This window comes from Mycoplana ramosa, from assembly GCF_041930185.1.
Taxonomy (GTDB): Bacteria; Pseudomonadota; Alphaproteobacteria; order Rhizobiales; family Rhizobiaceae; genus Mycoplana; species Mycoplana ramosa.
Genome location: NZ_JBHEEW010000007.1, coordinates 144,269 through 169,439, shown reverse-complemented (window position 1 = coordinate 169,439; position 25,171 = coordinate 144,269). Strand labels below are relative to the sequence as shown.

23 protein-coding genes are annotated in these 25,171 nt (G+C 62.8%); 4 read left to right on the top strand and 19 right to left on the bottom strand.

Annotated features, from left to right (window positions below):
* From JNC62_RS11175 to JNC62_RS11165, 3 genes are all read right to left on the bottom strand, one after another.
* Positions 1-1,161, bottom strand: coding sequence for a flagellar motor protein MotB (locus tag JNC62_RS11175; RefSeq protein ID WP_374838735.1), 1,161 nt, complete (start codon positions 1,159-1,161; stop codon positions 1-3).
* Positions 1,158-1,811, bottom strand: coding sequence for a hypothetical protein (locus JNC62_RS11170; protein ID WP_374838734.1), 654 nt, complete (start codon positions 1,809-1,811; stop codon positions 1,158-1,160). Before JNC62_RS11170 ends, JNC62_RS11175 begins: the two co-directional genes overlap by 4 nt.
* 355 nt (positions 1,812-2,166) lie before the next feature.
* Positions 2,167-3,138, bottom strand: a complete 972-nt coding sequence (locus JNC62_RS11165; RefSeq protein ID WP_374838732.1) for a flagellin N-terminal helical domain-containing protein — start codon at positions 3,136-3,138, stop codon at positions 2,167-2,169.
* Positions 3,139-3,784: 646 nt separating this feature from the next.
* On the opposite strand from JNC62_RS11165, the gene JNC62_RS11160 reads away from it, so the two are divergent.
* From JNC62_RS11160 to glf, 4 genes are all read left to right on the top strand, one after another.
* Positions 3,785-7,153, top strand: coding sequence for an ice nucleation-like protein (locus tag JNC62_RS11160; RefSeq protein ID WP_374838730.1), 3,369 nt, complete (start codon positions 3,785-3,787; stop codon positions 7,151-7,153).
* 192 nt (positions 7,154-7,345) lie between these two features.
* A complete protein-coding gene (locus JNC62_RS11155) occupies positions 7,346-9,391 on the top strand; it encodes an O-linked N-acetylglucosamine transferase, SPINDLY family protein (protein WP_374838728.1) in 2,046 nt (681 codons plus the stop codon).
* A 55-nt stretch (positions 9,392-9,446) separates the two neighbouring features.
* The gene (locus JNC62_RS11150) at positions 9,447-10,733 is read left to right on the top strand and encodes a DUF6250 domain-containing protein (RefSeq protein WP_374838726.1); all 1,287 of its coding nucleotides are present in this window, start codon (positions 9,447-9,449) and stop codon (positions 10,731-10,733) included.
* A gap of 38 nt (positions 10,734-10,771) precedes the next feature.
* Positions 10,772-11,929, top strand: a complete 1,158-nt coding sequence (glf, locus tag JNC62_RS11145; RefSeq protein WP_374838724.1) for a UDP-galactopyranose mutase — start codon at positions 10,772-10,774, stop codon at positions 11,927-11,929.
* Between the two features lie 284 nt (positions 11,930-12,213).
* On the opposite strand, the gene JNC62_RS11140 is transcribed toward glf, so the two are convergent.
* The 16 genes from JNC62_RS11140 to flgF form a co-directional block, all read right to left on the bottom strand.
* On the bottom strand, positions 12,214-13,218 hold the full coding sequence (locus JNC62_RS11140) for a flagellin N-terminal helical domain-containing protein (protein WP_374838723.1): 1,005 nt from the start codon (positions 13,216-13,218) through the stop codon (positions 12,214-12,216).
* A 237-nt stretch (positions 13,219-13,455) separates the two neighbouring features.
* A complete protein-coding gene (locus JNC62_RS11135; protein ID WP_374838721.1) occupies positions 13,456-14,394 on the bottom strand; it encodes a flagellin N-terminal helical domain-containing protein in 939 nt (312 codons plus the stop codon).
* A 555-nt stretch (positions 14,395-14,949) separates the two neighbouring features.
* The gene (locus tag JNC62_RS11130; RefSeq protein WP_374838720.1) at positions 14,950-15,840 is read right to left on the bottom strand and encodes a flagellin N-terminal helical domain-containing protein; all 891 of its coding nucleotides are present in this window, start codon (positions 15,838-15,840) and stop codon (positions 14,950-14,952) included.
* Positions 15,841-16,192: 352 nt separating this feature from the next.
* Positions 16,193-16,933, bottom strand: a complete 741-nt coding sequence (fliP, locus tag JNC62_RS11125) for a flagellar type III secretion system pore protein FliP (RefSeq protein WP_374838718.1) — start codon at positions 16,931-16,933, stop codon at positions 16,193-16,195.
* A complete protein-coding gene (locus JNC62_RS11120) occupies positions 16,930-17,451 on the bottom strand; it encodes a flagellar basal body-associated FliL family protein (RefSeq protein ID WP_374838925.1) in 522 nt (173 codons plus the stop codon). Before JNC62_RS11120 ends, fliP begins: the two co-directional genes overlap by 4 nt.
* Positions 17,452-17,480: 29 nt before the next feature.
* Entirely contained in the window at positions 17,481-18,191 is a 711-nt protein-coding gene (flgH, locus tag JNC62_RS11115; RefSeq protein WP_374838716.1) for a flagellar basal body L-ring protein FlgH, read from the bottom strand.
* Positions 18,188-18,730, bottom strand: a complete 543-nt coding sequence (locus JNC62_RS11110) for a MotE family protein (RefSeq protein ID WP_374838714.1) — start codon at positions 18,728-18,730, stop codon at positions 18,188-18,190. The genes flgH and JNC62_RS11110 overlap by 4 nt, the downstream gene beginning before the upstream one ends.
* Positions 18,727-19,842, bottom strand: coding sequence for a flagellar basal body P-ring protein FlgI (locus tag JNC62_RS11105; protein WP_374838712.1), 1,116 nt, complete (start codon positions 19,840-19,842; stop codon positions 18,727-18,729). The genes JNC62_RS11110 and JNC62_RS11105 overlap by 4 nt, the downstream gene beginning before the upstream one ends.
* A complete protein-coding gene (flgA, locus tag JNC62_RS11100) occupies positions 19,839-20,357 on the bottom strand; it encodes a flagellar basal body P-ring formation chaperone FlgA (RefSeq protein WP_374838710.1) in 519 nt (172 codons plus the stop codon). The genes JNC62_RS11105 and flgA overlap by 4 nt, the downstream gene beginning before the upstream one ends.
* A 20-nt stretch (positions 20,358-20,377) precedes the next feature.
* The gene (gene flgG, locus JNC62_RS11095; RefSeq protein WP_374838708.1) at positions 20,378-21,160 is read right to left on the bottom strand and encodes a flagellar basal-body rod protein FlgG; all 783 of its coding nucleotides are present in this window, start codon (positions 21,158-21,160) and stop codon (positions 20,378-20,380) included.
* 11 nt (positions 21,161-21,171) lie between these two features.
* Positions 21,172-21,510: a flagellar hook-basal body complex protein FliE gene (gene fliE, locus JNC62_RS11090; RefSeq protein ID WP_374838706.1), complete on the bottom strand. Its 339-nt coding sequence runs from the start codon at positions 21,508-21,510 to the stop codon at positions 21,172-21,174.
* Positions 21,507-21,926 (bottom strand): flagellar basal body rod protein FlgC, encoded by a 420-nt coding sequence (flgC, locus tag JNC62_RS11085; RefSeq protein ID WP_374838704.1) that lies wholly within the window; start codon positions 21,924-21,926, stop codon positions 21,507-21,509. The genes fliE and flgC overlap by 4 nt, the downstream gene beginning before the upstream one ends.
* A gap of 2 nt (positions 21,927-21,928) precedes the next feature.
* A complete protein-coding gene (gene flgB, locus JNC62_RS11080; RefSeq protein WP_374838702.1) occupies positions 21,929-22,309 on the bottom strand; it encodes a flagellar basal body rod protein FlgB in 381 nt (126 codons plus the stop codon).
* A gap of 153 nt (positions 22,310-22,462) precedes the next feature.
* Positions 22,463-23,026 carry a flagellar protein gene (locus JNC62_RS11075; RefSeq protein ID WP_374838700.1) on the bottom strand — a complete coding sequence of 188 codons (564 nt, stop codon included), beginning with the start codon at positions 23,024-23,026 and terminating at the stop codon, positions 22,463-22,465.
* Positions 23,023-24,435 carry a flagellar protein export ATPase FliI gene (gene fliI / locus JNC62_RS11070; RefSeq protein ID WP_374838699.1) on the bottom strand — a complete coding sequence of 471 codons (1,413 nt, stop codon included), beginning with the start codon at positions 24,433-24,435 and terminating at the stop codon, positions 23,023-23,025. The genes JNC62_RS11075 and fliI overlap by 4 nt, the downstream gene beginning before the upstream one ends.
* Before the next feature lie 9 nt (positions 24,436-24,444).
* The gene (gene flgF / locus JNC62_RS11065; protein ID WP_374838697.1) at positions 24,445-25,170 is read right to left on the bottom strand and encodes a flagellar basal-body rod protein FlgF; all 726 of its coding nucleotides are present in this window, start codon (positions 25,168-25,170) and stop codon (positions 24,445-24,447) included.
* Position 25,171 lies beyond the last annotated feature (1 nt).

The window sequence follows — 25,171 nt, the reverse complement described above, 5'->3', positions numbered from 1 at the left end:
CTAGCCCTCGGTCGCCTGGATCAGGATTTCGATGCGGCGATTGGCGTCTGCCAACGGATCTTCGGGCACCTTCGGCCGCCGATCGGCAAAGCCGCTCACCTGGCTGACGCGCTTCTCATCCAGTCCGCCACGCACCAGCATATAGTAGGCGCTCTGCGCGCGCGCCGTGGAGAGCTGCCAGTTGTCGCCATTGCCCTTGTAGGGGCGCGCATCGGTGTGGCCGCGAATGGTGATCGCCCCTTTCCGATCCGCAAGGATCTTGCCGATCTTCTCCATGGCGATCACGAGGTCCTTCTTCGGAAGGGCCGAACCGACATTGAACATTGCCGAATTCAAATGGTCCGTCAGGCTGACGAGCAGGCCGCCTTCTGCCGGGGTAACGGTCAGGCCGTCCGCAAGCTTGCCAAGCGCGCCAATGTTCTCGGCGATTTCCTTCCGCAGCTTCTCCGCTTCGCTGGCCTCCTTGGCCGCGGCAGCCTCGTCGTCCTTCTTCGCTCCGTCTTCGGGCTTCTGGGCGGCGATGTCGGCTTCCTTGTTCGGACCGGGCTTGGATACGTTCTCGCTGCCGGCACTGGTGGCCTGGCTGATTTCGACCTGCTGGGTCCAGAAATCGGGATCGAACGGGTCGCGATAGGCCTCGCCACCGGCAGCGCCCGTCGCCGGGCCCGAATCCGCCGCACCGCCGTCGCCCTTGGCGCTGACATTCGCCTGCTGGCCGACTTCCTGGGCGATCTCCGACAGAACGGAGTAGGGATTCTCGAAAAAATCGGCCTGCGAGTACTGCGCTTCGTCACCCGCAGTCGTGCTCTGGTCCTTGCCCTTCTCAGCGCCGTTGGATTGCGACGGCTTTTCGCCCTCGCTGTTCGATTTCTCCTGCGTATCCTCGCCCTCGGCCTGCTTTCCAGGCTTCTTCAGCGATTTGTCGGCCGGCTTGTCGTCGGTCAGCTTGATCGGATTGAAGTAAGACGCGACGGACGCCTTCGTCTCTTCGTTGGCGGCGTTGACCAACCACATCACGAGGAAGAAGGCCATCATCGCGGTCATGAAGTCGGCGTAGGCGATCTTCCAGGCGGAGCCGTGGTGCTCGCCTTCCTGGCTGACGTGACGTTTGATGATGATGACTTCGTTCTTGCCGTGATGATTGTTGTCGCCGTCGCTCATGCCAGCACCTTACGGACCGTATCAGCCCAGGCCGTCATGCGGGTGACCAGGACCGTTTCGTCAAATTCCACCGCAAGATCGAGATCGTCGGCCTGCTGATGCCGGAACATTGGAACCTCGCCCTCGAAATGCGACTTCAACTGTTCAAACAGATGCGACGGCCCCTTGACCGTCACGGCAATTCCCTCGCCCTCCGAAAGGGCGGCCCGGATCATCGTCGCCATGTCGGCGATGGCCTTGCGTGACAGCGCTTCATCAAGCACTGGCGCCAGGACATTCGCTGCCTGGCCGGCAACAAGGTCGGCGACAGCATCGGCCATTTCCCCAAAGCGTTCGGCGACCAGGGCTGCGGCCTTCTGCTCGTGTCCGGCGCGCAGAGCCTCCAGTTCCTCAGCGTGTGCTTTGCGCAACGCCTCGATTTCGGCCTGGTGGCGGCTTTCGAGTTCGGCCTGCGCCTCGGCGCGACCGCTGGCGAACGCCTGAGCGCGCTCCGCTTCGATGTCGACCTGCGGCTCCGGCTCGGGAGCCTCGAAGACAACCTGATCGGTCGCACTGCTCGCCGGTTCGAACGCACCGTCACGCAGGAAAGCCGATGGCGACTGCCGCGGGGTGCTGAAATCCTTCAGGTATCTGGCAAGATGGGCGCTCATGACGTTGCTCCGGTCGCGTGGCCGTCCGCCCGCTCCGATGCCGCGCGAACGCATCGCACGTCATTTCGCCGTCGTTCGCGCATCGATACCTTCTTACACTTCGACACTGTCGCCCTGTCTCCTCGGACCTGATCGTCTCGCCGGTGTTGACCGGCACGACGCACAATCTTCCTGACCGCAGCTTGCAAGACTAGGAGTTCAAACTTGTGCGAGGATGAAGGTCTTGGGCCGCGCCAGGGCAAATTGCGCGGCCCAAGCATGCCGGTGTGCCGATGGCCATGGCACGCCGGTGTTCTCACCCACGCCCCCCGGTCGGCGGACCGTTGAGGGTGGAGCGCTGCGTCCGGTCGAAGGCTTACTGACGGAAGAGCTGCAGGATGTTCTCCGAATTGGTGTTGGCGATCGACAGCGACTGGATGCCCAGCTGTTGCTGGGTCTGCAGCGCCTTCAGGCGCGTCGATTCCTCGTTCATGTCGGCATCGACAAGGCGGCCGACGCCCTTGTCGATGACGTCGATCAGACCGGCAACGAAGTCTTCCTGCATCTTGATGCGGCTCTGGATCGATCCGAGGCTCGAGGCCGCGCTGGTCATCGCTTCCAGCTGCGTATCGACGAACTGCGTCATGGCGTCGAGGGCATCGATATCGGTCTTGCCTACCCCGAGGGTTGCCGCGACGGAGGCAAGATCGTTGATGTCCAGCGTCGAGACGGAGAAGCCAAGCGGCGTTCCACCGTTCTCCGCCTCCTTGTCGAGGATGCCGAGATTGTCCCCGCTCAGATCGAACAGAACGGTACTGCCATTGAGCGGGTAGTCCACGGTCGTCACCGCGACGGTGCCCGACGAATTGCGGATGAAAGATGCGACGACCTGCTTTTTGACGGTGAGTGAAGCCGGCGGGGCGCCTCCGTCGCTGATGTCTTCCTGCAGCCAGTTCTCGCCGGAAAATGATGCGGACTCGGCAATGCTCCGGAGCTGCTCCTGCAACTGGCCGATTTCTTCCTGGATCTTGGTTCGGTCGGCTGTGACGCCATAGGCGGCGACGAGCTTCGCCTTGATCTCCTTGACCACCTCGATGGCGCTTTCCATGGCGGCGTAGGCGGTATCGACCTTCGCCGCGCCTAGCCCGAGCGCATCCTGCACGGTGGAGAGTGCGCGGTTGTCCGAGCGCATGGTGGTCGCAATCGACCAGTATGCCGCGTTGTCCGCTGCGGTCTCGACCCGCATACCGGAGGAAACGCGCGCCTGCGTGGTTTCGAGATCCCGGTCGATCGCGCGCAGGGTCTGCAGGGCCGCCATGGCGGCGGCGTTGGTCAAGATGCTGGCCATCGTTGTTGCCTTGTCTGGGGGTGTGTCGCAGGCCGGAGTCAAGGACCGGCAATGACGGTCCCGCGTCATGCGCGCTGTCACCAACCGTTTGCCCTGGGCGACAGTCCATCATTCTTAACGAAGGCTTAACGAGCAAATGGTTAACAAATGGTTAACGGCATTAACGCTTCAGCAAGAAATATGAAGAAAGGGTTACCGTCCTCGCGGCCAGTTTCGCCTCCAAAGCCCCGGTTTCAGCCTTTGGATCTCGTCTTCGCCTCCTGGACCCGCCGGAAGCGGCAGGCCGTGGCGACCCGGCAGACTCGCGTGGCACGCAGGCTAAGTGCCGAATATTACAACGGTGTGTTGCATCCCGTTAACGCATTCTTAGAACTTGCTGCTTACAAGTTTCAGTCGTCGTAGGACCCTTGCGGGCTCTTGCGACTACTGGCGTAGGAATCGGATCCGAGATTACGGCTCCCGAAGCATGATGCCCTCCGATGCGCCGGCTCGTTCGAGCCATGTTCCATTAAATCATTGTTATCGTCCGTCTGGACGCCCGAATTGCGCAATCGATGCCGGGCCTGAACGGATGTCGAACACGGAAGCAAGCGCAGGTCGCAATGACCCAGGCGTCGGCCGATAGTCAACCATCAAGGGCGCATCCATGACTTCAATCGTTACGAATTTCACCGTTACCCAGATCCGAAACCTATCGACCGCTGCGATCCAGGCGCTGAATACCGAGGACATGGCTGCGCTGAGCAAGTCCCAGCTCGCTGCCTTCAGTTCCTCGCAGCTCAATGCCTTCTCGTCCCAGAACATTGCGACGCTGGGCTCCGACCAGCTCGGCGCGCTGTCGGTCACCGCTCTGGCGGGCCTGGACCCGACCTTGCTGGCTGCCGTGGATTCGGGCCGAATCGCCGGCCTGACCGCAAAGCAGGTCAGCGTGCTTGGCTCCGACCAGGTCGCCAACCTCAGCACCGCCCAGATCGGCGCGCTGACCAGCTCGCAAATCGCAGCTCTCGGCTTCGACGCCTTCATGACCATCGATGCGGATGAACTGAAGCTCTTCAGCACCGACGAAATCGCCGCGATCAGCGTCAAAGCCCTCGGCGGTCTCGCCACAGACGCCCTGGAGGGTCTCGACTCCAACCAAATCAAGGCCTTCAACGCCAAGCAGATTGCAGCCCTGTCCTCCGGCCATCTTGCCGGCCTGGACAGCAGCCAGTTCCAGGCTCTGAAGAGTGAGCAGATCGTCGCCCTCACTGCCAAGCAGCTGACCGGCCTCGACGTCACCAAACTGAGCACCGACCAGGTCGCCGTCCTGACGGCAAAGCAGATCGTTGCCCTGACCTCTGACCAGATGCAGGCGCTCAGCAGTGACCAGATCAAGGCGCTGACCAGCACCCAGATCAAGGCGCTCGGCGCGGCCGCCCTCGGCACCATCGACGCCGACGAGCTGAAGCTGTTCTCCTCCGACGAGATCGCCGCCATCAGCGACAAGGCCATCGCAAGCCTCGCCTCGGACGCCCTGACGAAGCTCGACTCCGACCAGATCAAGGCGCTGACGGCAAAGCAGCTCGGAGCTCTGTCCTCGCAGCACATCGCCGAACTGCAGTCCGCCCAGATCCAGGCTCTGAAGAGCGACCAGATCATGGCGCTGACCACCAAGCAGCTGTCCGGTCTTGATGTCACCAAGCTGAGCACCGACCAGGTCGCCGTTCTGACGGCAAAGCAGATCGTCGCCCTGACCACCGACCAGATGCAGGACCTCAGCAGCGACCAGATCAAGGCGCTGACCAGCACCCAGGTCAAGGCGCTCGGAGCGGCCGCCTTCGGCACCATCGACGCCGACGAACTGAAGCTGTTCTCCTCCGACGAGATCGCCGCCATCAGCGACAAGGCCATCGCAAGCCTCGCCTCCGACGCCCTGACGAAGCTCGACTCCGATCAGATCAAGGCGCTGACGGCAAAGCAGCTCGCAGCCCTGTCCTCGCAGCACATTGCCGAACTGGACTCCACCCAGATCCAGGCTCTGAAGAGCGACCAGATCATGGCCCTGACCGCCAAGCAGCTGTCCGGTCTTGATGTCACCAAGCTGGCTACCGACCAGGTCGCCGTTCTGACTGCAAAGCAGATCGTCGCCCTGACCACCGACCAGATGCAGGACCTCAGCAGCGACCAGATCAAGGCGCTGACCAGCACCCAGGTCAAGGCGCTCGGCGCGGCTGCCCTCGGCACCATCGACGCCGAAGAGCTGAAGCTGTTCTCCTCCGACGAGATCGCCGCCATCAGCGACAAGGCCATCGCAAGCCTCGCCTCGGACGCCCTGACGAAGCTCGACTCCGATCAGATCAAGGCGCTGACGGCAAAGCAGATCACGGCTCTGTCTTCGCAGCACATCGCCGAACTGCAGTCCGCCCAGATCCAGGCTCTGAAGAGCGACCAGATCATGGCGCTGACCACCAAGCAGCTGTCCGGTCTTGATGTCACCAAGCTGGGCACCGACCAGGTTGCCGTTCTCACGGCACGGCAGATCGTCGCCCTGACCACCGACCAGATGCAGGCTCTCAGCAGCGACCAAGTCAAGGCGCTGACCAGCACGCAGGTCAAGGCGCTCGGAGCGGCCGCGCTCGGCACCATCGACGCCGAAGAGCTGAAGCTGTTCTCCTCCGACGAGATCGCCGCCATCGGCGACAAGGCAATCGCAAGCCTCGCCTCTGACGCGCTGACGAAGCTCGACTCCGATCAGATCAAGGCGCTGACGGCAAAGCAGCTCGCGGCTCTGTCCTCGCAGCACATTGCCGAACTGGACTCCACCCAGATCCAGGCTCTGAAGAGCGACCAGATCATGGCCCTGACTGCCAAGCAGCTCGCCGGTCTTGATGTCACCAAGCTGGCTACCGACCAGGTCGCCGTTCTGACGGCAAAGCAGATCGTCACCCTGACGACCGACCAGATGCAGGACCTCAGCAGCGACCAGATCAAGGCGCTGACCAGCACCCAGGTCAAGGCGCTCGGCGCTGGTGCTTTTGGCACCATCGACGCCGACGAGCTGAAGCTGTTCTCCTCCGACGAGATCGCCGCCATCAGCGACAAGGCCATCGCAAGCCTCGCCTCCGACGCCCTGACGCAGCTCGACTCCGATCAGATCAAGGCGCTGACGGCAAAGCAGCTCACGGCTCTGTCCTCGGATCACATTGCCGAACTGCAGTCCGCCCAGATCCAGGCTCTGAAGAGCGACCAGATCATGGCCCTGACCGCCAAGCAGCTCGCCGGTCTTGATGTGACCAAGCTGGGCACCGACCAGGTCGCCGTTCTGACTGCAAAGCAGATCGTCGCCCTGACCACCGACCAGATGCAGGACCTCGGCAGCGACCAGATCAAGGCGCTGACCAGCACCCAGGTCAAGGCGCTCGGCGCTGCCGCCCTCGGCACCATCGACGCCGACGAGCTGAAGCTGTTCTCCTCCGACGAGATCGCCGCCATCAGCGACGTGGCCATCGGAAGCCTCGCCTCCGATGCCCTGACGAAGCTCGACTCCGATCAGATCAAGGCGCTGACGGCAAAGCAACTCGCGGCTCTGTCCTCGGATCACATTGTCGAACTGGACTCCGCCCAGATCCAGGCTCTGAAGAGCGACCAGATCATGGCCCTGACTGCCAAGCAGCTCGCCGGTCTTGATGTCACGAAGCTGGCTACCGACCAGGTTGCCGTTCTGACCGAAAAGCAGATCGTCGCCCTGACCACGGACCAGATAGAGGCCCTCGACTCCAACCAGGTTGAGGCATTGACCAGCGCGCAGATCAAGGCTCTCTCGGCAGCGGCCCTGGAAGCGATGAGCTCCGACGAGATCAAGACGTTCACTGCTGACGAACTTGCAGCGATCAACGTCCAGGCGATCTCGGGCCTGTCGACCGAGGACATCACGGCTCTCAGCACCGACCAGGCTCGTGCCCTGACGGGCCAGCAGCTTGCCGCGATGAACAGCGCCCAGGTCGAAGCGGTCATCGCAGCCTACAACGCCGTCTAATCCGGCACCCGGCGGCGCGGTTCAAACCGCGCCGCCTTCTCTTTTGCAGCCCAACCCAACGGTGGCGCTTGCCACGCTCGTTCAGTCAAGACGCGCCAGCCCGACGCAAGTCAACTCCGCTAGCAAGACAGACGATTTCATTGCGAGTCGTCCAACCTCCAGGCCCAACGGCCGTCTTGCCGCAGGATGTCCATGACCGTCAGCACCCCCATCGTCCCCGATTCGAATGCAGCGCTCGTCAGCATCCTGGTCCGCGCCCGCACGCAGCAGCTTTCCCTCGCCGAACTGTTCCAGACGGCCGAATCCATGGCCGCGACCGGACAGATCGCGCAAGCGATCGAAGTCTACAAGACGTGGATCGCCTTCAACGATAACCATCCGCTTCTGCATCTCGCCTACTTCAACTACGCGGTCTCCCTCTCGACGATCGGCGACATGGCGGGCACACTGAATGCGCTGCGGACTGCGTTGAAGATCAGCCCCGAATTCGCCCCGGCCCACATCAATCTCGGCCGAACGCTTGAGGATTGCGGACTGATCGGCCAGGCCGTACTCCAATGGCGCAGCTACACCGACGCCACCGCCAATGTCACCCCCGACCGGATCAACCACCGCCTCCTTGCGCTCCAGCATATCGGCCGCGTGCTCGAAAGCGCGGGCAAGCTGGAGGAAGCGGAGGCGGCACTCTGGCAGGCGATGGAACTGCAGCCCCATCGCACCGAAGCCGCCCAGCACTGGATCATGCTGCGTATGCGCCAGTGCAAGTGGCCGGTCGTCACCCCCTCCAGCCACATCACCAGCCGGCAATTCATGGATGCGATGTCATCGATGTCGATCGCCTGCTATGCGGACGACCCGCTCTTCCAGCTGGCCAAGGCCCATCGCTACTGCACCACCGCCGTCGGCCGGCCGGATACGCGCAGCCTGGTGCGCAAGCCGGTGCGCCAGAAGTCCGGCACCGGCCAGCGCCTGCGCGTCGGCTACGTATCGTCGGACCTGCGCCAGCATGCCGTCGGTTTCGCGCTCAGCGAGGTGCTCGAGCTGCATGACAAGGCGAGCGTCGAGATCTTTGCCTATTATTGCGGCATTCCGGCGCCGCTCGATTCCACACAGGCCCGCATCAAGCAGTCCGTCGATCACTGGCGCGACATCTCAAGCCTCAGCGACCTCGAAGCGGCACAGCAGATCGTCGCCGACGAGATCGATGTGCTGATCGACGTCAACGGCTATACCAAGGACGCCCGCACGAAGATCTTCGCCCACCGGCCGGCGCCGGTCATCGTGAACTTCTGCGGGTATCCCGGTTCGATGGCGAGCCCGTACCATCAGTACATGATCGCCGACGACTACATCGTACCGGCGGAAAACGAGCTGTATTACACCGAGAAGGTTCTACGCATCCCCTGCAACCAGCCGGTCGACCGCAAGCGGGCCGTTTCGGCGCGTCCGACGCGCGCGTCCGTCGGCCTGCCGGACGATGCCTTCGTCTTCGCAAGCTTCAACGGCATGCAAAAGATCTCGGCCTCCTGCTTCGCTCGCTGGATGGCGATCCTACTCGCAACGCCCGGCAGCGTGCTATGGCTTCTCGTTGGCGACGACAGCGTCAACGAGCGCGTCAAGCAGATGGCCCAGCAGGCCGGCGTTGCACCCGATCGCCTGATCTTCGCCGGCAAGACGCCGAACGCAGATCACCTCGCCCGCATCGGCCTTGCCGATCTCTTCCTCGACACCTTCCCCTACGGCGCACACTCGACCGCCGCCGACGCGATCACGCAGGGTCTTCCCGTGCTGACCATACCGGGCAAGAGCTTTGCGTCGCGCTTCTGCGCCAGCATCGTCTCGGCCGCCGGCATTCCGGAACTCATCTGCGACGGGCCGGAGGATTATGTGCGCAAGGCCATCGCGTTTGCCAGGAATCCCGCGAGCCTCGCCGCGGTCCGCACCTCGCTGCAGGCGCAGCGCGAAACCTGTGCCCTGCGCGACACGGACCGCCTCGTGCGTCGCCTCGAAGAACTGTACTGGCAGATGCAGGGCGAGGCCGAGCGCGGCGAAACCCCGGTGCCGGACCTGCGCAATCTCGGCGTCTACTACGAGATCGGCGCCGAGCTTGCCGCGGCAGGTATCGAATTCGAAAGCGAACAGGCCTACCGCCAGCGTTATCTGGAGCAGCTCAAGCTGCTCGACGAGCACGCGCCGCTGACGCCCGATGCGCGCCTGTGGACGGGAACCGCCGGCTGAACGCCATCGATACTTCCAATCGGAAACCCGAACCGTTCTGAACGACGAGGATCGCATGACCCCAGTTATCCTGGTGACCTTTGCCGGACGGCAGACGAGGATGGAAATCCTCACGCAGTATATTCGCCGCGCGCTGGATCAAGGGATCATCGACGAGTGGCACATCTGGGATTTTACCCGCTCGGCCGACGACCATGCCTGGGTGACGCGCGAGTTCGGTCCCGCCCGCTACATGGGCTCCAAGGTGCCCTACCAGAGCGCCGGCACCGTCTCAGCCAGCGCCTCGTTCCGCACCAGCGCCCGCATCCGTCACGACCTGCACATCGCGGTCATCCCGAACGACCGCCCGCATGAGTGCTACGAAATCGTCGCCGGCGGCTGGAAGAACACCCATTCGGTGCTTCGCACGATCAGTCGGGACCAACTGGCGCATTTCGAGCGCAGCACCGAGCAGACCGTCTGGAGCAAGCCGACCCCCGGCATCCTATCGCCCGGCCGGCCCAACGACGTCATCCTCTCCGTCGATCCGGCGGGCGCGCCGATCCTCAGGATCAATGACGTGACCATCGGCACCTGGCCGGAACTCGACCTCTCCGCCGGCGGCACCGTGCAGATCCGCGGCGGCTGGGGCGCAGATCTCGAACTCGGCGATGTCGACGCGCGAACGCGCCGCTACATCGGCAATCCGAACGAACACCTGCCCTATTACCAAGCCTACGAATATTACGCGACACGCTTTGACGAGTTCAGGGACGCGGTCTTCCTGAAATGTGACGACGACATCGTCTATCTCGACATCGACAAGCTCGACGGTTTCATCCAGTTCCGTCGCGCCAATCCGCACTATTTCGTCGTCTCGGCGAATGTCGTCAACAACGGCGTCTGCGCCTATCTGCAGCAAGAAGCGGGTTCGATCTCGTCCAGCGTCGGGGATTTCGAGCGCCCGCCGGGCGGTTTCGGCGGCACGCTCTGGGAAAGCGCCGAGCGCGCGGCCAAGCTCCATGCCTACTTCCTCGGCGAGCATGGTCGCACGCTGGCCCTCCCCCAGCCTGTCATCGACTGGACCGAACGCCAGTCGATCAACTTCATCGCCTGGCTCGGCCGCGACCTCTTGCACATGGCGCTGCCGCAGGGCGACGACGAACATGCGCTCACCATCGGCGTGCCGACCTTCCTCGGCCGTCCCTCGGCGATCTATTCGGATTTTACCGTCAGCCACCTGAGCTTCGGCCCGCAGGAGCGCGGCTGGGATCCGACCCCGCTCATCAAGGCCTATGAGGCCCTGATGCGCTCGCGCCTTTTCCCGGAAACAGAGAAACCGGCGCTGCGCGCTGCCATCTGAGCGGCGCGCGGCAAGAACATTGTGCAGGGTGGGATAGAATGAGCGTGAAACAACAGATCCTCATCGTCGGTGCCGGGCTGTCCGGCGCGGTCATCGGCCGCGAGCTGGCGCAGGAGGGCTACAAGATCCACATCCTCGATTCGCGCAACCACATCGGCGGCAACTGCCATACGGTGCGCGACGAGGAGACGGGCGTCATGGTGCATGTCTACGGACCGCACATCTTCCACACCGACGATGCCGAGGTCTGGGACTACGTGAACGGTTTCACGACCTTCATGCCCTACAAGAACCGGGTGAAGACCACGAGCGGCAACCAGGTCTATTCCCTGCCCGTCAACCTGCACACGATCAATCAGTTCTTCGGCAAGACGTTCCGACCGGACGAGGCGCGCGCCTTCATCGAGGACCAAGCCGACAAGTCGATCGCCGATCCGCAGACCTTCGAGGAGCAGGCGCTCCGATTCGTCGGCAGCGATCTCTACGAGGCCTTCTTCAAGGGCTACACGCAGAAGCAATGGGGCTGTTCGCCGACCGAACTGCCCGCCTCGATCCTGAAGCGCCTTCCGGTGCGCTTCAACTACGACGACAACTACTTCTTCCACAAATTCCAGGGCATGCCTGAGAATGGCTATAGCGAGATGATCGAGCGGATACTCGACCATCCGAACATCGCGGTATCGCTCGAGACCACCTTCCGGCGCGACCAGGTGGCCGGCTATGCCCATGTGTTCTATTCAGGTCCGCTCGATGGCTATTTCGAATACGAGCTCGGCCGCCTCGGCTACCGCACGCTCGATTTCGAGCGCTTCACCTATGATGGTGACTACCAGGGTTGTGCGGTGATGAACTACGGCGACGTCTCGGTGCCCTATACGCGCGTCACCGAGCACAAGCACTTCTCCCCCTGGGAGGAACACAAGGGTTCGGTCTGCTACAGGGAGTTTTCGCGCGCCTGTGGTCCCGACGATATTCCCTACTATCCGATCCGCCTCGTCGAGGAGAAGGCGCAGCTTGCCGATTATGTCGCACGCGCCGAACAGGAGAGGGGTGTCACTTTCGTCGGGCGTCTCGGCACCTATCGTTACCTCGACATGGACGTGACCATCCGCGAAGCGCTCGACACCGCCCGGCTCTACCTCGCCCGCAGAAACGAGGGCACCGCCATGTCGGCCTTCCTGCATGCACCGCTGTAAGAGCATCCCTGTTCAGCAAATGAAGTCCCCCGAGCTGAACTGACCGCGCTACCGCTTCGCGGGATGTCGATTCTGTCGAACGGCTGGGACTGAAGAAGACTATAGCCTGACCGGCATACAAGATGCCTTTCCCTGAGGGTTGCACCGAGTTCAGCCACGCTGTTGCAACCACTCGGTTTATGGCAAACGGGATTAGCAAAAATGCAAAATCCGCGGTTCCCTGCGGAACCGCGGATTTTTACCTTCAGAAGCGGGACGAAGTCGCCCCTAGCCCGGGACGCCGCTTACTGACGGAAGAGCTGGAGAATGTTCTCCGAATTGGTGTTGGCGATCGACAGCGACTGGATGCCGAGTTGCTGCTGGGTTTGCAGCGCCTTGAGGCGGGTCGATTCCTCATTCATGTCGGCGTCGACCAGACGGCCGATGCCGCTATCGATCGAGTCGCTGAGCTTGGAGACAAAATCTTCCTGCAAATCGATGCGCATCGAGATGGAGCCAAGCGCGGCGGCGGCGCTGGTCATTGCCTGGAGACCGGCCTCCACCAGTGCGAGTGCCTCCGCCATGCCGACGCCAACATCGGTGAACGCGGCGTTGACATCGAGCGTCGAAATCGACATGCCGCCGATTTCCGCCGCGGTGTCGCCGTCAGTGCCGTCGCCGTCGAGGTCCAGACCGTAGGTATCGACATCGGTGCCGAGGATACCCGTCGCCAGGTCAAGCGCGCCGGTGCCAGCCTGACCGCCAAACAGCATGGTCATGGATCCGACATTGGTCGCGTCCAGCGTGTAGTCGGTCGTCTTGACGGTGACGTTGCCGTTCGAATCGCGGACGAAACCGGAAACAACCGTCGCAGTCAGCGGGGTGGTTGCAGTGTCGTCTCCGCCGGCGACCCAGTTCTGCCCGCTGAAGGAGGCGGACTCGGCGATCGAGACGAGCTGCTCCTGCAACTGCTTGATTTCTTCCTGAATCTTGGCCCGGTCTACACCCTGCTCGGTGGCGGCGACGACCTTCTTCTTGATCTCCTTGACCACCTCGATCGCGCTTTCCATGGCAGCGTAGGCGGTGTCAACCTTCGCCGCTCCAAGGCCGATCGCGTCCTTCACCGCCGAAATGGCCATGTTGTCCGAGCGCATCGTTGTGGCGATCGACCAGTAGGCGGCATTGTCGGCGGCTACCTGGACGCGCAGGCCGGACGAAACGCGGGCCTGGGTTTCTTCCATGTTGCTGTTGAGCGAGCGCAACGTCTGGAGCGCGGCCATCGCGGCATTGTTGGTCAAAATGCTGGTCATTGGAAAAGGCCCCTTCGGCGGCTAGTCTTGAAAAGGGACATCCCGGTATGGCCGGGAACGATGGGGCGGCCTGATGCCTTTAACCTCTTCTTCGTCTTGGTTAACCCATCGTTTCGATGAGACCAGATAAAGGAAATATGGTTAACAAAATCTAAACGACTTGAAAAAAGAACGCACGAAAGCCGCGCCCCTTGCGAGGCGCGGCGTCCGCGAGATTGGCTGGTGGTGCGTTCCGGATTAACGGAAGAGCGAGAGGATGTTTTCCGAGGCGCTGTTGGCGATCGAGAGCGCCTGAATGCCGAGCTGCTGCTGGGTCTGCAGGGCCTTGAGGCGGGTGGACTCTTCGTTCATGTCGGCGTCGACGAGGCGGCCGATGCCCGATTCGATCGAGTCCGACAGCTTGGCGACGAAGTCTTCCTGCAGATCGATGCGCATGGAGATCGAGCCGAGTTCGGCGCCAGCGCTGGTCATGGCCAGAAGGGCGTTATCGACGTCCTGGATCATCGTGCTGATGTGATTCGCCGTTCCGGCCGGTACTCCGGCATCATAGTCGAGGGTCGTGATGTCGACGCCGTAGACCGATGCGCCGCTGGTACCAACCTCACCGAGGATACCGGTCGTGAAGTCAATCACACCCGCACCGTCGTCGGTGAACAGCAGGTTGCCGGTGAGGCCGCCGGTACGCACATAGTCGGTGGTCTTGACGGCGACGGTGTTGGTGCTGTCGCGGGTGAAGCCGGAGACGACGGTCACGGTGGTGGCGTCCTCGCCCACGATCCAGTTCTGGCCGGAGAACGTCGCAGCTTCTGCGATCGACTTGAGCTGGTCCTGAAGCTGGATGACTTCCTCATGGATCTTTGCCTTGTCGACGCCCTGTTCGGTGGCAGCGACCAGCTTCTTCTTGATTTCCTTGACGACTTCGATGGCCGATTCCATACCGGCATAGGCGGTATCGACCTTGGCTGCGCCGAGACCGAGGGCGTCCTGGACAGCGGAGAGCGCCATGTTGTCCGAACGCATGGTCGTCGCGATCGACCAGTAAGCAGCGTTGTCTGCCGCTTCGCCAACGCGCAGGCCCGAGGACACGCGGCCCTGGGTTTCTTCCATGCTCGAGTTGATCGAACGCAGGGTCGAAAGAGCGGCCATTGCTGCGTTGTTGGTAATAATGCTCGTCATAATTGTGTGCCCCTTGATGGCTGACTAGGAAGGGACATTCCGGTTCCACCGGCGAACGACGGTCAACGTCATGCTTGCTAACCCGTTAAATTTGCTGAGGGTCAGCCCGTCGTTTCGATGAGCTTAGGTAATGCCGACTTGGTTAATGAAGCGCTAAGCGTCCCGGCAAAAACCGTGGCAAGTCGATTTTTTATCAACCATTGCGCGCACGCGCGTGCCACACCATGCTTAAGAAAACGTGAAGTGCGGAATGATGGAAACGAGGCTGCTCATGCCGTCGGCCGGACCAGCCAGCTGTCAAGTCGCGCAACAGGTGCGAATGGTTTCTCATGCGTTCACGAACTTGAGCGCCGATCCGGAAACAGGGCTTTGCTCAAATGCCGATGCCGCACCCGTTGCCGGATGCGGCTTTCTATAGGACCAGGCGGTTCGGTCAGCCCCCGCGCCGCCGGTCTCAAGGTATCGCCCCCTGCCCTGGCCTGGCGGTCAGCCCCCGCCGTGCCAGTTTCGGAGAATGGCGCCCTCAACCCCGAGGGGTCGCGGGCGCCGATGTCATTAACGGAACAGCGACAGGATGTTCTGCGAGTTCGAGTTGGCGATCGACAGCGACTGGATGGCGAGCTGCTGCTGGGTCTGCATCGCCTTCAGGCGCGTCGACTCTTCGTTCATGTCGGCGTCGACGAGACGGCCGATACCCTTGTCGAGAGCGTCGCTGAGCTTGGCGGCGAAGTCTTCCTGCAGCGAGATGCGCTTGGACATCGAACCCAGCTGCGAACCAGCGGTCTGCATCGAGGTGAGTGCGGTTTCGACGTTATCGAGGTGGGTCGCGATCGAGGTAACGTCATCAGCCGCGGTCAGGGAGATCTGCATCACGTCCGTCAGGATGCCGGTCGAGTCGTCGACGTCGCCGTTGGCGTCGACCGCACCAAAGAGCGAGTTCGTCGAAGCGTCGTAGTTCGCGGTCGTAACCTTCACCTTCGAGGTCCCGGAGTCGTCATAGCGCGTAAAGCCGGTGACGACCGTTTCGGTGGCGCTTCCGCCGGCAAGCCAGTTTTCGCCGTTGAAGGTCGCACCAGCGCCAATGCTCTTCAGCTGTTCCTGAAGCTGCGTGATTTCTTCCTGAACCTTGACCTTGTCGACGCCGGCTTCGGAAGCAGTCGTCAGCTTTGCCTTGATTTCCTTGACGACTTCGATCGCCGCAGACATGCCGGCATAGGCGGTGTCGACCTTCGCTGCGCCGAGGCCGAGGGCGTCGGATGCAGCCGCGAGCGCCTGGTTATCAGAGCGCATGGTGGTGGCGATCGACCAGTAGGCGGCGTTGTCCTTGGCTGCGCCGACGCGCATGCCGGTGGAAATACGATCCTGCGTGGTCTCCATGCTGTTGTTGATCGAGCGCAGGGTCTGGAGGGCGCTCATTGCGCTGGAGTTGGTCAGAATGCTAGCCATAGGCTTTGTCCCTTTTTTACGAAATACTACAGATGGGGACATACCGGACTCGGAAATTCCTACCGGTTACTACAGATCGGCCTCATGCCAATTGGTTTATTTCCGTTCAATCCCAAACCAAACCTGTCGTGTGAGACGAGAATTAGGCGGCGATTCTTGCCAGGCCCTTAATATTCGCCCCGCCCGGCGGACGCACCAGAGTCGTGGTTAATGACCGGAGAAGATTATACAAATATAAACCGACTGCGTTAACCATGAATACTTGGCGCACCGATACCACACCGCGTTGCACCGGAACGCAAAAAGCCCGCCGGGATCTGCAGGCGGGCTTTTGCGACAAGCTGGTATCGCTTCAGTTGAAGGATCTGACCAAACTGCCGACGAGCAGGTTCCAGCCGTCGATCAGCACGAAGAAGAGGATCTTGAACGGTAGCGAGATCGACGTCGGCGGCAGCATCATCATGCCCATCGCCATGGTGATGGTGGCGACGATCAGGTCGATGACAAGGAAGGGCAGCACGACAAGAAAGCCAATTTCGAAGCCGCGCCGGATTTCCGAGATCATGAAGGCGGGAACGACGGCGCGCAGGTCGACCTTGCCGTCCTCGACAACCGTCAGCCCCCGCTCGCCGGCGAGCGAGATGAACAGATCCATGTCCTTGTCGCGGGTGTTGGCGGTCATGAACTCGCGGAAGGGCTCGGCAACGCGCTTGGCCGCCTCCGTCTCGTCGATCTGGTTGGCGAGCAACGGCTCGATGCCGTTTTCCCAGGCGCGGTCGAAGGTCGGGATCATGACGTAGAAGGTCATGAACAGCGCCAGGCTGACCAGGATCATGTTCGACGGCGTCGTCGCAAGCCCCATGCCGGAGCGCAGGATCGCAAAGGCGATGACGAAGCGCGGAAAGCTCGTCACCATGATCAGGATGCCCGGCGCAACCGAAAGCACGGTCAAAAGGCCGAACGTCCGGATGATCCAGGATGCGACCGAGCCGTCGATGGGCGTGTTGAGGATCTGCGCAGGCGTCTGCTGGGCAAACGCCATGGTGGTCATTGCCATCATGGCAATAAAGGTCGTCGTCAGAAATCGAATCATTCGATCACAAAGGTCCGGAACATGATGTTCGTTACGCGGCCTTCGGAGCGAAGGTCAACCCGCTCCTTCAGGTCGTCCCGGAGATATTGAAAGCCGCGCGGGCCCTGGATCTGCTGCAGCGAGACCGTGCGCATATAGGCCATGATGTCCTGGTGGATGGCTTCGGCGAGCACCGGGTCGGGCGCGTCCTTGAAGGCGAGCGCCACTTCCATCCGCACGAGGTTGTCGGCGGGATAGGCGAGGTTGCTGGTGAAGGCCTCCAGCGCGACGATGCCGTTGGCCTCCGTTGCAAGACGCGGCAGGTCCCCGTCCTCGGCCTTCTTCCCGTCCTGATCGCCGGCCGCCCCGGACACCTCGGCCGCGACGGTTTCGCTCGGCGCGGCCGGCGCCAGCAGATTGCCGACGAGCCATCCGCCGCCGCCTGCCAGCACACTGAGGCCCGCGATGATCGCGATCGTCACGACAGGCGAGGGCTTCTTCTTGCCCTCGCCGTTCTGGTCTTCGTCCGACAGGTCCATTTTCATTTGCTGATTCCGTGCGCGTGCGATCAGATCGGCGACAAGAGATCGACGGCCTGCTGTCCCCATGGCGGCTGCTGCACTTCCGTCAGGCGGCCGCGGCCGCCGTAGGAGATGCGCGCCTCGGCGATCTTCTCGTAGGAGATGCGGTTATCCGAATCCACATCCTGCGGGCGCACGATGCCGGCGACGTTGAGGATGCGCAACTCATGGTTCACGCGCACCTCCTGCGAGCCGCTGATCAGCAGGTTGCCGTTTTCGAGCACGCCGGTCACGACGGCGGCGACGAGCAGGCTGAGCCGTTCCGAGCGCTCGGTCTTGCCGTCGCCCTTGGTGCTCGTCGACGAGCCGTAGGTCAGGTCGCCCTTCGTGTCGAGGCTGAAGTTGTCGCCCTCGCCGCCGATGCCGAAGTTCATGCCGCTCTTGTTGACGCGGCTGCGATCGGTCTTGTTGTCGAAGGCCGCCTCGTCGTTCAGGCGGATCTTCACCGTCAGCAGGTCGCCGACGTTGATCGCGCGCGAATCCTTGAACAGGTTCGACTGCTGGTCGCTCCAGGTCGAGTAGCCGGCCATCCGCGTCTGCGGCTGCTTGGGATACAGCGCCATCTGCGGCGTCTGGGTATACTGCAGGCCGCTGCCGATCGGGCTCATCGACGGCGCCTGGCCGATCTCCCGGATCGCCTGGTTTGCGCAGCCTGACAACAGCGATGTGGCCATCATGGCGAGTGCGAGCTTCTTCATGACGGGTCCTTCGAGGTATTCGGATCTGAGGCGCTGGCGATGATGCGGGCGAGCACGGCGGCCTTACCGGCCTCCATTTCGCTCATGATCAGGCTCGACATGCGCGGATTGAGCTTCATCACGATCGCCGAAGCGATCTCCGGATCGATCTCCTGAAGCTGCGCGGCCGCAGCGTCCGGCTTCATCTTCTTGTAGATCTCGATGAGGCCGGCTTCGGCCACTTTGAGAAACTCGTTGCGCCGTGTCAGCCAGTCCTCGTATTCCGCCCGCCGCGCTTCCAAGGTGGCGATGCGGCTGTCGACGTCCTTCTGCAGGGCCTCGAGTTCCTGCTTCTGCAGCAGGTAGCGCTGGTCGCGCGCCTTGTCGGCGATGTTGGTGCAGAATTCGCGGATCTCGTCCGCCGTCGCCTTGCTGGTGACGATCACCGGACGCTCCTCGGCCAGCGCACCGGGCACGGCCAGCATGAGCGCGCCGAGTGCGGGCAGCAGCAGGCCGCGAAGACTCCCGAGAAGAGGGGTGTGGTGTGGCCTGTCCGTCATTGCAGCACCAATTCTGCCTGAAGCGCGCCGGCGGATTTGATGCCCTGCAGGATCGAAATGATCCCGTCGGGCTTCACGCCGATGCTGTTGAGCCCGGAGACGAGCGTGCGAAGGTTCGAGCCGTTGATGATGGCGACGGTGCCGCCATCCTGCTGGGCGACGATGTCGGTGTTCGGTTCCACCGCCGTCACACCACGGGAGAAGGGTTCCGGCTGCACGACCTGCGGCATTTCCGTCACCTGCACCGTCAGCGTGCCGTAGCTGACCGCCACTTCCGAAATGCGCACGTCCTGGCCGATCACGATCGTCCCGGTGCGCTCGTTGATGACGACGCGGGCGGGCACGTCCGTCTCGATCACGAGATTTTCGACGTCGGCCATCAGGCGGGCGAGATCGGCGCGCTTCGGCTTGGCGACGTAGACGGACTGCGAATCCCGCGCTTCGGCGATCTTGCCGCCGTACTGCGCGGTGGCGTAGCGGTTGATGGCGTCCGCCATGCCGACCGCAGTCGAGAAATCCGGGTTGCGGAGCTGCAGCACCAGGTCGGAACTGTCCTTGAACCGGGCCGGAAGCTCCCGCTCTATGATCGCGCCGTTCGGCACGCGGCCAGCGGTCGTAACGCCCTGCTGGATCGAGGCTGCATCGCCTTGCGCGTTGAACCCGGTGACGACGACGGACCCCTGCGCAACCGCGTAAATCTGACCATCCGCGCCAGTGAGCGACGTCATCACCAGCGAGCCGCCACGCAACGACGTGGCATCGCCGAGCGAGCCGACCGTCACGTCGATGCGGCTGCCCGGGCTTGCGAAGGGCGGGAGCGTGGCCGTGACGAGCACGGCCGCGACGTTCTTGGCACGGGAGCGCTCACCCTGCGTATTGATTCCGAGGTTCTGCAGCATCGATTGCAACGCCTGTTCCGTGAACGGAGAGGAGCGCAGACTGTCGCCGGTGCCCTGCAAGCCGACGACAAGGCCGTAGCCGATCAACTGGTTGTCTCGCCCCGCCTGGAGCGATGCGACGTCCTTGACGCGCGCGGCCGAGTGTGCCGGCGCGACTGAAAGCGCAAGCCCCACGAGGACGCCCAGGAGGCGGGACAGGAACGGTCTGATCATTTTGCCACCACGTGCACGGTATGGTCGCCCATCACGGTTCCGGAGACGATGACGCCGGAATCCATGTTGCGAACCTTGATGAGGTCGCCGACCGAGGCATCTTCCAGCGGCGTGCCGGACGCCGAGATGATGAGCGGACCGTTCTGGAAGACGAGCCGCACGGTCTTGCCCCGTGAGACCGCGAACGGCTCGCGCAGGGAGGAGACAGGAATGATCCGGCCGGCAAGGAGCGTCTTCTTCGTGATCAGCCCGCTGACAGCCGCGATCTCTTCGGCGTAGCCGGGCGCGATGTTGGGATTGGTGACCTCGACCTCCTCGAGCTGCGCCGCGTCAAGCTGCTCGCCGGGATAGATGGTTCGCTTGGGAACAACCGCGTAACGCGCTTCGCCAGCGGCTTGCGCCGTGCCCAGCCCGACCGTAAGACCTGCGAGCGCCAGGACGAGGGCAGCGAACAGCCCCCTCGCCCGACCTGCACGAGCCTTCTTTTGATGCGATTGTAACAGGCGAAACATCATGTTTCCCTCGTCTGCTGCGGTTAGCGGAGGTTCTTGCTGACGACGGCGGCCATCTCGTCTGCCGCCTGGATGATCTTCGAGTTCATTTCATAGGCGCGCTGGGCCGAGATCAGATCGGTGATTTCCTTGACCGGATCGACGTTCGACGCCTCGAGGTAGTTCTGCTGCATGTAGGCAAAGCCGTTCTCGTCCGGCGCGCCGACGATGGCGTCACCGGATGCCTCGGTCTCGCGGAACAGGTTTTCCCCGAGCGGCTCGAGACCGGCCTCGTTGATGAAGTTCGCAAGGGTGATCTGGCCGAGGTCCTGGTCCTCTCCGTTGACGGTCGCAAAGACCTGGCCGGAACGGTTAACCGTGACCGCGGTTGCCTCTGCGGGCACGGTGATTCCCGGCGCAACGGTGTAGCCGTCGAGCGTGACGAGCTGTCCGTCGGCGTTCGTGTTGAAGGCGCCTGAACGCGTGTAGAGCGTCGTTCCGTCCGGCGCTTCGATCTGGAACCAGCCACGGCCGACGAGCGCGATGTCAAAGGAGTTGCCGGTTTGCGTCAGGCTGCCCTGCAGATGCAGGTTGCGGACGGCCGCGGTCTTGACGCCGAGACCGATGATCGCGCCTTCGGGAACGATGGCCGCGTTGGCGCGGTTCGGCACGCCCTGGGCGCGCTCGGTCTGGTAGAGCAGATCGGAGAACTCGGCGCGGGCCCGCTTGTAGCCCGTCGTGTTGATGTTGGCGATGTTGTTCGCGATGACCTCGAGATTGGTCTGTTGCGCGTTCATGCCGGTTGCGGCGATGGCGAGAGCTTTCATGGCACGGTCCTTCAGATCTGCATGCGTGCGACATCGAGGTAGGCGGTGACGACCTTGTCGCGGATCGAGATCGCCGTCTGCAGCGCCTGCTCGGCGCTCATCACGGCGTCAACGACCTCACGGGTGCTCGCCTTGCCCTGAACCGCCTCGAACGACTTCGTTTCGCTGAGCTTCAGCGCGTTGACCGCGTCGGTCGCCATGTCGCCCAGCACCTGGGCGAAGCTCATCGGCTGCGGCGCGCTCGGAGCCAGCGCCGACTGGAGCGTGCTGCCGGCGACAGTGTTCTCCGTCGCCGTTTCGGTCAGGGCGGACGTGGAAAACGAACGGACGCTCTGGATTGAATCGATCATTGCGATGCCCTCAGCAGGTCGATGGTCGCGCTGATGAGATCGCGCGACTGCTTGATGCTTTGCAGATTGGCTTCATAGGAGCGGTTGGCTTCGCGCATGTCCGCCATTTCGACCAGCACATTGACGTTAGGGATCTTCACCATGCCCTTCTCGTCGGCGGCCGGATTGCCCGGGTCGAATTCCGCGGCGAAGTCGCTTTCATCCTCCGCAAGTCGGTCGACCTCGACGAGCGAAGCACCGCTTGCACGGTCGAGCTCGGAAACGAAGGTGATGGTCTTGCGTCGATACGGATCCGCTCCGGGCACGTCGCCGGTCGAGCGTGCGTTTGCCAGGTTTTCCGAAACGATCCGAATACGGGTGGACTGCGCATCCAGACCGGATGCGGCGACTTTCATTGAGGCGAGTAGGGGATCCATCATTACTTCCTGACAGTCATCAGCATCATGCGATGATACACTTTGACGAGGCCGGCATTGAGTTCGAACTCGCGCTTGACCTGACCTTGCTTCATCAGTTCCTCGGCAAGACCAACGGTGTTGCCCGAAATCTGCTCACCGACATCCTTGTTCGGCTCGACCTCGGTGATCTCGCTGCTGAGGCTGCCCTCGGTGAAATGCATCGGATTGGTGGCGGCCATGCGGATGCCGGTGTTTTCGAGCACCGACTGGAAGGGGCTGACATCCTTGGCCCTGTAGCCCGGGGTGTTGGCGTTGGCGATGTTGCCCGCGACCACCGACTGGCGAACGGAAAGCCACTCGGCCTGCCTGGAAGCCAGCTCGAAAAACTGAATTGGTTGCATGACGGCAAACTCCATCGTTGGTGCCACGGAACCTAGGGGGTTAAACTTGCGTGGGACTTGCCGGGAGATCCTGCTTCGGTTCGCGCCTGAAAAACGAAAAAACCGCCGGCGAGGCGGCCGGCGGTTCTTGCGATGACCTGCGGATCAGGCGAATTAGTTGCGCTTGTAGACATCCCCGTTCGAGGTGACGATCACCCACTCGCCGTCACGCTGTTCCAGCGTCGCGAGCCGGCTGCTGTCGGGCAGGATCGATCCGACGCGCACGATATACAGTCCCGAAGCGTCCTCGATGAGGGCCCGGCCATTGGCAACATGCATCAGCCGGAAGCCGGTCGGTGCGGGAAGTGGCTGATCCAGCGGCTTCTCCGGGGTGGCGCCCGTCTTCTTCTCGCGGCCGAGATTTGGAACGGTGGCGGTTTTGACCGGGTCGACGTCGCTCGCCGCATCCGCATCGTCTTCGTCGACCATCGCAGCGGGCGAGACGCTCATCACCTCCCGCGCCGGCGTTTCAGGCAAATCGCGCCTGTCGCCCTGCCACAGCGGCGGAACGGAAAAATCCTGCGGGTTGAGGAAGACATACCAGGGGAAGAAGGCCGCCGAGGCGGCCAGCGCCACGCCCGTGGTGACGAGCAGCCGATCGCTGAGGCTGCTGGTCTTCGCCTCCGGCCGTTTCAACGGCCGGACAACCTTGTCCGCATCATGGTCTGTCATGTTCATCCCCTTGGCCTCGCATTACCGGCACCATTCGGCTGATTGGCCGCCGCGGTGCGCAACGCCACCGCCAGGTCGGCGAAGGAATCGGCGGCCGGCTTCTCGCCCGGCGACTGGCGCAGCACGTCGTAAATGATCGGAACCTGTTTTATCGCCATGTCGAGGTCGGCGTCGCTGCCGGGGCGGTAGCCGCCGATCAGGCGAAGGTCGCGCGTTTCCTCGTAGCGATGGATCAACGCTTTCAGGCGCGCCACCAGCTTTTCCTGGTCCGCGGTCCAGACCTTGCGGGCAAGACGCGAGATCGAGGAGAGCGGATTGATCGGCGGGTAACGACCCTCATCGGCCAGGCTGCGTTCCAGCACGATATGACCATCGAGAATGCCGCGCGTCGAATCGGCGATGGGGTCGTTGTGATTGTCGCCATCCACCAGGATCGAGATGATCGCGGTGATCGTCCCCGTTCCCTCCGCGCCCGGACCGGCCCTTTCCAGCAGCCGCGGCAGTTCGGTGAACACCGACGCCGGATAGCCGCGCGCGATTGGCGGCTCGCCGGACGCGGTCGCCACTTCGCGGATCGCATGTGCGAAACGCGTGACGCTGTCGACGATCAGCAGCACGTTGTCGCCCTGGTCGCGAAAGTGCTCGGCGATGGTGACCGCGGTCAGCGGCGCCATCTTGCGCAGCATCGGGCTCTCGTCGCTGGTCGCGACCACCGCGACCGACTTCGACAGATTGTCTCCAAGCGTGTCCTCGATGAACTCGCGCACCTCGCGGCCACGCTCGCCCACAAGCGCGATGACGACCTTGTCGAAGGCATCGGCGCGGGCCAGCATCGAAAGCAGCGTCGACTTGCCGACCCCCGATCCGGCGAAAATCCCCAGCCGCTGGCCGAGGCAGAGCGGTGCGAAGATGTCGATGGCACGAACGCCGGTGGAGAAACCCTGCTCGACGCGGCGACGCGTCATCGAAGGCGGCGCCGTGTTGGCAATCGATCGGCGCACATCGCCCTGCGTCATCGGTCCGTGGCCATCGATCGGTTCTCCGAGCGCATTGATGGTGCGCCCGCACCAGGCGCCCGTCGGCGCGATGCGAAAGGCGCCCTTGCGGATGACCGTGTCGTGGATGCCGATCGGTTCGCCCGGTTCGATCGGGCAGACGACCACGGTTTCCTGCTCGACCCGCACCACCTCGCCGAGATGGATGCCCGTGGGGCTGCGATGAGCGACGAATTCCCCGAGCCGCACATGCCGCGACAAGCCGCTGACGGTGTAGTTTCCGGCCGCGATGGTCTGCACGTGACCGCCATGCGCGACGGAGAACTCCGGATTGGAATAGCGCCGCACGAGCCCAGCAAGCGCACTGAGCTTGCGGGCGCCATCGCCGGTCGCCGGGTTGCCTGGCTGCGTCTGCGTCATGGTCATCCGTTACCGGCTGCCGCCGAGCGTCTTGATCGCGTTGTCGATGGAGGACTCGCTCTGCTGCAGCAGCGAGTTGATGCTCTCGAACGCACGCGTCACGGTGATGAGCTGGGTCATCTCGGAGATCGGATTGACGTTGGATTCTTCGATGAAGCCCTGCGCCACACCGACGTCGATGCGGTCGACAACCGGCTCGGGCGCGAGCGTCGGAATGATCCCGCTGTTGCCGGCGCGCACGAAGCCGGCCGAGAGATCCGCCTCGAACAGGCCAAGCGCGGCGACCGGCTGCCCGTTCTGATTGAGCTGACCATCGGCACTCAATTTGATCGGGCCGGCATTGCCGTCGATCTGGATCGGCGCGCCGCCGGCATCGAGCACCGGGTAGCCGTTGAGGGTTACCAGGTCGCCGTTTTCGGTCAGCGTGAAGCGACCGTCGCGCGTCAGTGTCTGGCCAAGCGGCGTCTGGACGGCAAACCAGGCATCGCCCTTGATCGCAAAGTCCAGCGCGCCCTTGGTCTCGGTCATCCCGCCGTTGCGCGTCGACAGGTACTCATTGCCTTGGTCCACGAAAGCAATCTTGGCCTTGCCGTTGTCGGCGACGACGTCGTTAAACTTGATCTCCGTTGCCCGGAAGCCGACCGTGTTGGCATTGGCAACGTTATCGGCAAGCGTCGTCAGGCGACGATCGAGCGCGATCTGGGACGAAAGCGAGACATAAAGCCCGGTTTCCATT